General features: G+C 63.0%; 6 protein-coding genes. 3 read left to right on the forward strand and 3 right to left on the reverse strand.

Features of this window, described 5'->3' with window-relative positions:
• Nucleotides 1–7: 7 nt before the first annotated feature.
• The 3 genes from AAF481_14910 to AAF481_14920 are packed head-to-tail and all read right to left on the reverse strand — an operon-like array spanning nucleotide 8 to nucleotide 2,437.
• Entirely contained in the window at nucleotides 8–826 is an 819-nt protein-coding gene (locus tag AAF481_14910; GenBank protein MEM7482463.1) for a uridylate kinase, read from the reverse strand.
• Nucleotides 826–1,644 (reverse strand): uridine kinase, encoded by an 819-nt coding sequence (locus AAF481_14915; protein ID MEM7482464.1) that lies wholly within the window; start codon nucleotides 1,642–1,644, stop codon nucleotides 826–828. Before AAF481_14915 ends, AAF481_14910 begins: the two co-directional genes overlap by 1 nt.
• A gap of 13 nt (nucleotides 1,645–1,657) precedes the next feature.
• On the reverse strand, nucleotides 1,658–2,437 hold the full coding sequence (locus AAF481_14920; GenBank protein ID MEM7482465.1) for a class I SAM-dependent methyltransferase: 780 nt from the start codon (nucleotides 2,435–2,437) through the stop codon (nucleotides 1,658–1,660).
• A 240-nt stretch (nucleotides 2,438–2,677) separates the two neighbouring features.
• On the opposite strand from AAF481_14920, the gene AAF481_14925 reads away from it, so the two are divergent.
• The 3 genes from AAF481_14925 (at nucleotide 2,678) to AAF481_14935 (ending at nucleotide 7,172) form a co-directional block, all read left to right on the forward strand.
• Nucleotides 2,678–3,301, forward strand: a complete 624-nt coding sequence (locus tag AAF481_14925; GenBank protein ID MEM7482466.1) for an RNA polymerase sigma factor — start codon at nucleotides 2,678–2,680, stop codon at nucleotides 3,299–3,301.
• Nucleotides 3,302–3,447: 146 nt separating this feature from the next.
• Nucleotides 3,448–4,191 carry a hypothetical protein gene (locus tag AAF481_14930; GenBank protein ID MEM7482467.1) on the forward strand — a complete coding sequence of 248 codons (744 nt, stop codon included), beginning with the start codon at nucleotides 3,448–3,450 and terminating at the stop codon, nucleotides 4,189–4,191.
• Nucleotides 4,188–7,172: a CHAT domain-containing tetratricopeptide repeat protein gene (locus tag AAF481_14935; protein ID MEM7482468.1), complete on the forward strand. Its 2,985-nt coding sequence runs from the start codon at nucleotides 4,188–4,190 to the stop codon at nucleotides 7,170–7,172. The genes AAF481_14930 and AAF481_14935 overlap by 4 nt, the downstream gene beginning before the upstream one ends.
• Nucleotides 7,173–7,176: the final 4 nt, after the last annotated feature.

Consider the following 7,176-nt stretch of genomic DNA (forward strand, 5'->3'; position numbering starts at 1 on the left):
GGCCGATTCAGTTCGCCCGAACGATCGTTCCCACGTGCTCCCCAGCGAGCGCCGCGAGCACTCTTTCCGGGTGGAGGCCGTTGACGATCTGGAAAGAGTCGAGCAGGCGCGCCGCATCCAAAATGTCGATCAATACCCGATCGAAGGGCAGCGTCTCGAAGGGGCGCTCCCGCAGCTCGGCGACGGTGATTTCCGGGATGAAATCCGCGTCTTGGTGTTGATTCGGATCGCGATCGTAAAGACCGTCGACATCCTTCACCAGGGTGACCGAGCGGCAGCCAAAACACTCCGCCAACAGGAAAGCCCCGGCGTCCGTCCGGTGTGGCGGGATGCGGCCCACCGTCGGTGGATGTTCCCACAGGGCGTACGGCGGCACGCCGCTGAAGATCACGCCGGGTGCCGTCTTGAGAAACAGCGGCAGCAGGTGACCGAAGATCTCCGGCGGAATGGCCACCACGCCGAGCGGTGCCAGCAAGGTGCCCACAATGTGGGCGTTGCCCAGGGCGTCCGCCTGCGCGAGGGGCGCCAGGGCGCCGGTGGGCAAACCGAGATCGACTCCGATCGAAAAGACGTGCCGGCTGCGCACGCCGCCACCGGCACCGATGATCAGGCTGTGGTCGTCGAGGGCGCGGCCGATCACGTCGACAATTGGCACCAGCGTGTCGCGGCCGCCATCGATGATCGAGCGGCCGCCGATCTTGACCACATGGGCGTCCGGCAGCATCCGGAACACCGGGCTTTCGGTGCGTTCCTGCAGATCCTTGTCGAGCAGGCTCTCGCGCATCAAGAGGGAGTCGAGGTGGTGACGCTTGTCGTTCACATTCATCAGGAGTCCGCCGTAATGGTCGTGCCGACGGCCTCGCCGGCGAGGGCACGGGTCAGGTTGCCGGGCACCAGGCCGTTGATCACCTGGATCGAATGACGATTCTGGGCGCTCTGCATCAGATGGAGGACGGAGCGTTCCACCACCACGTCCTGAAGGTCCATTTCCAGCAGCTCGGAAACGGTGACCTGGGGAATGAACTTGGCGTGTTTGTCCTTCTTGGGATCTGCCGTGTAGAGCCCCTCTTCGTCCTTGATGTAGATCATCGAGCGAGCCCCGAAGACCTCGGAGATCAAATAGGCGCCGGTGTCCGTGCGGTGCGGCGGGATCCGGCCGACCTCCGGATTGCGGTGCCAGAAGGTGTAGGGCGGCATGCCGAAGAAGATCACCGCCCCGCGTTCCGCCAGGTAGAGGGGAAGCTGCGGGAACTGCACCGGTTCGATGAACGGGATGCCGTGCTTCGCCAGCAGATAGTGCAACATGCGGGCGTTCTGCATCGACACGAAGGTGCCGAGGACACTCAGCACTCCGGTGGGCAACCCCAGGTCGATTCCGACGCTGTAGGCGTGGCGGGCGCGAGTGCCGGCGCCGGTGGCGAGAATCATCTCGTGCCGGCCTAGATTCTCGACCACTTCGTCGATCAGGGGAAAAACCGCCGATCGACCGCGGTCGATGAAACTCTGGCCGCCGATCTTGAGAACATTTGCCTGCGGCAGGATCTGAACCACCGGTTGGGTCGACGTCTCGGCCAGCACCCGATCGTCCGTCAAAGAGCCGGAGACCAGCGTCTTTCCCAGGGCGGTAAGCAATTCGTCCTTCACGATTTCCTCCTTGTCAGGACCAACGAACCCCCGTCAAAACATAGGCCATGGTCACTTCGCGCGGCTCGGCGAGATCGCCAAACTCCGTCTCCGCCCACGCGGTGAGTTGTTCGAGCACCTCGGCCTGGACGGCGGGGGAAACCGCGCGGCCGGCGAGACCTTCCTTGGAACGCCAGTTGGCGATCGCATCGGCAGGCGTCACCGTGCTGTTCCAGGACGAGACGGCCACTGGTTCTATCACCGCGGCGCCCTGCTGACAACAGTGTTCGAACAACCGCTTCTCGAAGCGCCCGCGCGCCTTGCCGAAAATGCCCTGTTTGGCGAGCCTGCGCCGCATTTCCCGGCGCAGGCGCTCGGACACGCTTTCCGCCGCCCGCCGCCGGGAAGCGAGGAGGAGCGCGGTTCCGGAACGCGGGCCCAGAAGGCGCATCGTTTGCCGCGCCGCATGCTCCGGCTCGAACAGATGGAGCGCGCGGGAAGCAAAGACTGCCCGAGCCGAGCCGTCCGCGAAGGGCCAAGGCTTCCGCCCGTCGGCCTGGACCCTCGGCGCACTCGCCCAGGTGGTTCGGCTCAGCATTTCGAAAGATCCATCGAAGGCCACATAGGCGCCGCATGCCTCTTCGAGGCGGCGGCCCAGTCTTCCGGTACCCGCGCCCACCTCCACCAGCCAGCCGGCAGCAGGCGAAAGAACCTCGACGGCGACGGCTCGGGCCATCGCTGCGAGGGCGCCATCCGGCAGGCCGGCTCGAGCGTCGAAGGTCGGGGCCTGACGATCGAAGGAAGTGGGATCCATGACCTGGAGTGTGACCGCAGGCGCCGAACATGTCTACCGTGCGCCGGCTCAACATCGTGTTTGAAGAAATCGAAGTCTACGGGTATACTGCAATGCAAACTGCACTGGAGTTCTTTCGCGTCAAATTCGATCGCGCCTCGGCCGGGGGCCGATCTGGCTGGCTCGGGGGCGGTAGGACGGCTTGCGGACTTTGACTGAGAGGCGGAGAACCACCCGTCGTGGTGGAGCTGGTCAAGTGCCATGCGGCGAGCACGAGAGGCTCGTCAGGATTCCGCGCTGCCCGCCGAATCCGCGAGGGATGGACCGTTGAGGAGGGAGGGGCGGTGCTCGAGAGAGGCTCTGCTCAAGGCCGCCCGGGAGCTGCAGCGGAGCCGCGGTGCGAACGAGAATTATACCCTCATCTACGACTGCCTCTATCCAAAGATCGAGCGATTCCTCTACCGGAAAGGCGTTTCGTCCTTCGCCGACCGTGAAGACCTAACCCAAATCATCTTCTATCGAATCTATAGAAGGGTAGGGACCTTTCGCGGCGAGAGTTCGTTGGAGACCTGGGTCTTCCGAATCGCCCGCAATGCCTACTACGAATGGACCAAAAGGCTCAGGCCGGTGGATCCAGTTCCGGAAGACTTCGAGTTGGAGGACCGCCGTGGGCGATCACCGGACAAAGACGCCGTGACCGAGGAATGGTGGCGCAGGGTCGTCCGGTGCATCCAGAAGCTGCCTCGCCAACAGCGCCGGTGTCTGATCCTGAAAGCATACGGATTCTCTTTGAAGGAGATTGCGGCGCGCTTGGGGATCGCGCCGAATACGGTGGGAGTCCACCTCAAGAACGGGCGAAGTAAGCTCGCAAAGGGTCTGAAATAGATGGCTGGGCTGGGCATCGACCCTACGGACGACGAGGGTGGAGAGTGGAGCGAAAGTGACCCGCTTCGGGCGCTTTTGTACAGAGATCCCCTCACCGACGAAATTCACTTCGATCATCGGGATCCCCGGGGACGAGGAGTTCGGAAATGCAGAGCGTAGCCAAGAATCCACCCGATCGACCGACTTACAGCGAAATGGAGATCGTCGGAGCGACTCGTCTGGCGCTCGAAGAGGGAAGATCCTTCACCGGCCCTCATCCGGAGCTGGAGGAGTGGGAGGACTTTTACACCGACCGAGTTTCCGCAGCGCGACGGCAGGAACTCGAGGCTCACCTGGAGACCTGTGACCAATGCCTGGCTGAGTATCGAGACCTGTCCAGTTTCCTGGCGCCATTCTCGCCGTTCAAGCGACTCGAGCCGGCATTTCGGGCCGTCCTTTTGTTGTTCGTTGCCGGGACGGCTCTGTGGGCAGGTATGCAGCGGATTTCCGTTCCGGCGGCGCCGGAGCCGCTGTCCCAGACGGCCGATCTTTGGCTCCAGCCGGTTGCGACGACCCGCAGTGGCCAAGGAGCGCAACGCCTTCCGGAACTCGTGATCGACGACGGACGGGAACACTATGACCTGGAGTTGAAGCGGCTCGAGAACGAGATTCGTGGTCTGTTTCGGATCGTCGTCTTACAAAACGACCAGGGCTCCTGGGCACGACGCTGGACGTCACCGGGATTGCCGGTGGATGCCGGGGACCAGCCCGTGGATCACGAGAGCAAGCTGTGGGTCCGCCTGCCGGCCAGGATCTTCGATACCGAAGGCACCTATCGCATCGAGTTGCGCGAACTGAGCGGTGGAGTGGTGGGGGTCTTCCTCTTGGACGTGGTCGAGTCCGCTCGGTGATTCGACGGCCGAAGCCGGGACTGCGCGAGCTGAGCTGGGTGGCGATATTCGGCCTGCTGGCATCCACTTCGGCCGGTGATCGCCCCCACAACGCGCCTCAGAAACGGCTCATAGAGAAGATTCCCGAGACGGGTGTCGTCCTGGTAGATCGGGCGTTCGACGCCGGAGTTCTGGTCGATGTCATGGTCGAGCAGGAATCCTATGATGTCGCTTTGCTCTGGGAGGGGCCGAATCGCCAACTGCTATGGGAAGTGGACGGCTGGACCGGTCCCGAGGGCCAAGAGCGCCTTCGCGCGGTCACCGAGGAGGCCGGGCGACATCGACTGATTCTGCTCGAATCGGCGCCTCCCATATCCGGCGGCCGCGTCCGCGTCGTGATGAACCCGTCGCGGCCAGCGACGTCCATCGAGCATGATGCCTCGCGGGCCGAACGATGGTTCTGGTCGGGGGTATTGGCCCGGCGAAGCGCTCGGTCGCTAGAGGCCAGAAGGTGGTTTGAGAAGGCCACAGGAGTTTTCGAGGTCCTCCAAGATGTCACCCGGCTAGCGGACTGCCATTTCCAGTGGGCACTGGCGACCCGGGACCTCTCCCGGACCGCCGCGAATGACCCCTCGTACTCACCTCAGGCAGTGGAATCGCACCGATCCGAAGGGATTGAGCGATTTCGAGAGGCGTTTCGACTTTACGAAACGAGGGACGATCCGTTCCAGTCGGCCGCGGCGCTGGAGGGAATTGCTGAACTCGAGGAGGATCGCGGCCACCTCGATGAGGCGATCGATGCCTTCTTGCAAGCGATACCTCTGCGAGAGCGAGCGGGCGACCCGTATTCCCTGGCGGTGCCTCATCAGCGACTCGGCCTGCTGTGGAAGAAAAAGGGCGATCTCGGCGCAGCAACCGACTCCTATATCGAAGCCATCGCGGTCCTGAAGGATGCCCCGGTCGACGACGATGTCCTGGCCGTTCGGGCGAGTGCCTGGCACAGCCGAGCCCGCATTTACCTGGAGCTGCGCGAGTTGCCAGGGGCGCAAACGGCTCTGGACAAAGCGCTCGAAGCTTGGCGTGAAAGGCATATCGTGCCGAAGGATCAACTGGCGATTGCCCATGCTCTGGGAACCGTAATCTATGCCTTGAGCGGCGATTTTGAAACGGCCGAGGAGCACCGACGGCAAGCCGTGGAATTCGCGGCTTCGGATTATCAGAGGGCGGTGAACCTCCACAATTCGGGCGTGCTGGCGTATTGGCGCGGTGACTTTGAAGACGCCCTCGGTCTGTTTGAGAGATCTTTCCAGTCTTTCGACGACCCGGCGGATCGGGCCCAGGTTCGGCGTAGCGAAGCGAACGCTCGTATGGCTCTCGGGGATTACCGCAGTGCCCTGGAGAAGTTTCAAAGTTCTGTGTCCCTTTTCGAGGAATCGGGGAGTGCGTGGAGTTCCCATATTCCGGGGATCGGTGAAGCTGAAGCACTGATTCAGCTCGAAGAACTGGACCGCGCACTTGCGGTACTGCGGACGGCCGTTGACAAGGCGGAGGATCAGCGCCGGGATCTCGATGATGTGCTCCTCCAGTCGTCGTATTTCGCCGCTCAACAACGGCCCTTCGAGCTGGCGGTACAAATCCAGATGGAGCGTGGTTTGAGGGATCCGACGAGCGACCTTCTCGAACAGGCCTTCAACCTCGTCGAGCGCTCCCGTGGCCGGGCCCTGGGAGATTTGATCGTCGACAGCGAGGCCGAGGGCGAGACAGCGGAGGAGGAAGCCGAGCGAAGGATCTTGGAGAAAGAGCTGACCGCGATCCTTCGGGGGCCGATGGGAGGCGCAGGGGACCAGAGAGACCCGGCCCAAATGCGGGTTCTTCTCGAGCGCCTCTCGACCCTTCGCAACCAACGCCTGGCACGCAATCCGGCTTTTCGGGAAACCGGCCTCCGCGAGCCGTTGGCTTTGTCGGACCTCGTCGCCGAGCTTCCCGACGACCTCGCGGTCTTGATGTACGAACTCGGGAAAAGCGCCAGCTACGGCTGGGCGGTGACCGAGGAGGGCCTTTGCGCCGCCGCCAAGCTGCCTCCGAGAACGGAAATCGAAGAACGAGCCGCGCTGCTAGCGGACGGCCTGAGTGTTCCGGCGGCGAGCCCGTCGCTGTGGGTGAAACGCGAGGGTCACGCGGAGGCCCTGTCGCAAGCTCTGCTGCCCCCTTTTCTCGGTTGCCTCGAGGGGCGTAATCGTCTTCTGCTGTTGACCGAGGGTGAGTTGGAGAGGATTCCCTTCGGGTACCTTCCGATTCCGGAGTCGGACCGCAGAATTCTGGAGGACTATGCGGTGACACGAATCCAGTCGATCACGGCGTGGCTAGCCCTCCAGCGTCGAGCGATGAAGCGATTGGGGAATGCCGAGGTCCTGTTGCTTGGCGACCCGGCCTTCGCCGCTGGCACCGAGCGCCTGCACGGTACTCGCCGAGAGATCACGAGCATCCTGCCCTACCTACCCCCTCGTCAGCGTCACATTGTCGCCCTCGGCGCCGACGCGACCTTGAGCCTGCTCGGCAGTGAAGCCGTAGCGGGCGCGCAGGTCTGGCATTTCGCGACCCACATTGAAATCGACTCGAAGGAGCCGGGGCTTTCTCGCATTCGGTTGTCGCGAGGGGAGGATCTCTACGCCTGGCAGGTTCACCGGCTGAAAATGCGGCCGGAGTTGGTCGTGCTCAGCGGTTGTGAAGGCGTCTTGGGTCGCCAGTTTGCCGGAGAGGGTTTCTTTGGCCTGACCCATGCCTTTCTGCTCAGTGGCGCTACTCAGGTGGTGGGCGGCCTTTGGCGGGTAGATGATGGCGCTTCTGCAGCGTTGATGAGCGGTTTCTACAAACACCTGGGTGAGGGGGCCTCCCCCGAAAACGCTCTACAGATGGCGCAGCTCGAGATGTTCTTCGAAAAAGGCAATCTCTCGGATCCTTTCTTCTGGGCGGGCTTTGTCGTCGTCGGCGGTTCCCCCTAGAGAG

The sequence above is a fragment of the Acidobacteriota bacterium genome, assembly GCA_039030395.1.
Classification (GTDB): Bacteria; Acidobacteriota; Thermoanaerobaculia; order Multivoradales; family JBCCEF01; genus JBCCEF01.